This is a genomic window from Kitasatospora sp. NPDC036755 (assembly GCF_040636595.1).
Classification (GTDB): domain Bacteria; phylum Actinomycetota; class Actinomycetes; order Streptomycetales; family Streptomycetaceae; genus Kitasatospora.
In genome coordinates this window covers 1-1,432 of record NZ_JBEZUT010000673.1, presented here as the reverse complement: position 1 = coordinate 1,432, position 1,432 = coordinate 1, and the positions used below count along the sequence as shown (strand labels likewise).

General features: G+C 73.8%; 1 protein-coding gene. It reads right to left on the bottom strand.

Annotation, left to right across the window (positions count from 1 at the left end; translation table 11 throughout):
- Positions 1–439: 439 nt before the first annotated feature.
- Positions 440–1,126 (bottom strand): nuclease-related domain-containing protein, encoded by a 687-nt coding sequence (locus AB0E96_RS41125; protein WP_359831949.1) that lies wholly within the window; start codon positions 1,124–1,126, stop codon positions 440–442.
- Between the last annotated feature and the right edge of the window lie 306 nt (positions 1,127–1,432).

Below are 1,432 nucleotides of genomic sequence, written 5' to 3'. Positions count from 1 at the left end.
GTCGACCGCGGGGCCCCTTCGCATTGTCCGGCTACGTGCCGAAGGCGCTCTCCGCAGTGCTCGCCAGCTCCGCCGCCAGGTCCTCCGATCGGGTGGTGCTTCCGGTGGTTGTTCGCGCTTCGCGTGCGGCTCCGTGCGTGCCGCCGTGCTGACGCAGCCGGACGGCGGACCGTAGTGAGCAGGAGCGGTCCTGAGACTCGGCAGCCGCGAAGGCCGAGACGAACAAACAGAGGACGTGTGGCTGGTCGGGGAGCGGGGGCCGCCGTCCGGCGCGGGGCGCCGGACGGCTCGGTGCTCTCCGCCGGCGGGTGCCGAGCGCGCGGGCTGGAGGGGTGACCGTGCGATGGTCAATGTCAATAAGTCGGTATTTCGGATCTCCGGCAGGGAACAGCGAAGGGGCCCCGGCGCTGGCCAGGGCCCCTCTCTCGCTGACCAGGAGTCAGCCGCCGTGCGGAGGCAGTACCCGTTCGGCGTGCGCGACCAGCTGCCGGACCCGGGCCTGGTCGAACCCCGGCACCGGGGCGAGGTTGCGCAGGATGCTGCGGACCCGCTTGGCCGGCACCACCGTGACGTCCTCCAGCATCACCACCCCTCCGGGCACCGCGGCCCCGTGGACGGCGACGACGGCCCGCACTGGCACCCCGAGCGCACGGGCCGCCTGCCGGGCCTCCCACGCCGCGGTCTGCAACGTCTTCGTCTGGTCGTACCGGCCGTAGAAGAGCTGGCCGCCGTCGACCCGCAGCCGGGACTTGGTGCTCTGCCAGTTCTTTGTGTCGACCATGACGGCCCCGGCCGGGCCGATCAGCAGGTGGTCCAGGTTCGCGCGGCTGCCGGGCACCGTCCGGTCGTGCAGCGCCGTCCAGCCGTCCCGCTGCAGCGGGATCAGCATCTCCGCCGTCCGGCGCTCGCCCGCCGCCCCCTTCGTCCAGCTGTTCTCCGCCGACCCCGGCCGGTACACCCGGCGAGCCGCCGCCGCGACGAACGCGAGGACCAGGACCAGCGCGAGCCAGCCCGTCGCCCCGACGAGCACGGCGACGACCAGGCCGCCGACCGCCGCCGCCGGAAGCGCCCAACGGGCGGTCGCGTGCTGGCGTACCCGTACGGCGTCGCGCTGGCCGCGGCCCATCCTCTCCGCCGAGGCCCCCGCCCCTGCCTGCCGCCGTGGAATCCGTGACATCTGTTCCCCTCCCGATCCCGATCGCTGCTGTCCGGCGGGACGCTGCCCGCCGGACACATGGCCTACTCCCGGCACCCAGGCGCGGGCCTCTCCCTACTCACTCGGGCTGGTGGTCCCACAGGTTGACCGTCCCCCGCACCCGCAGGGGCTTGTCCGCCGGTCCCCTGACGTGCCCGGGCACGATCCGGTCTTCGTGCTCGCACCCGCCGTCCTCATGCGCCCTGGGGTTGAGGCAGGTGTACCTGCGGTACGGGC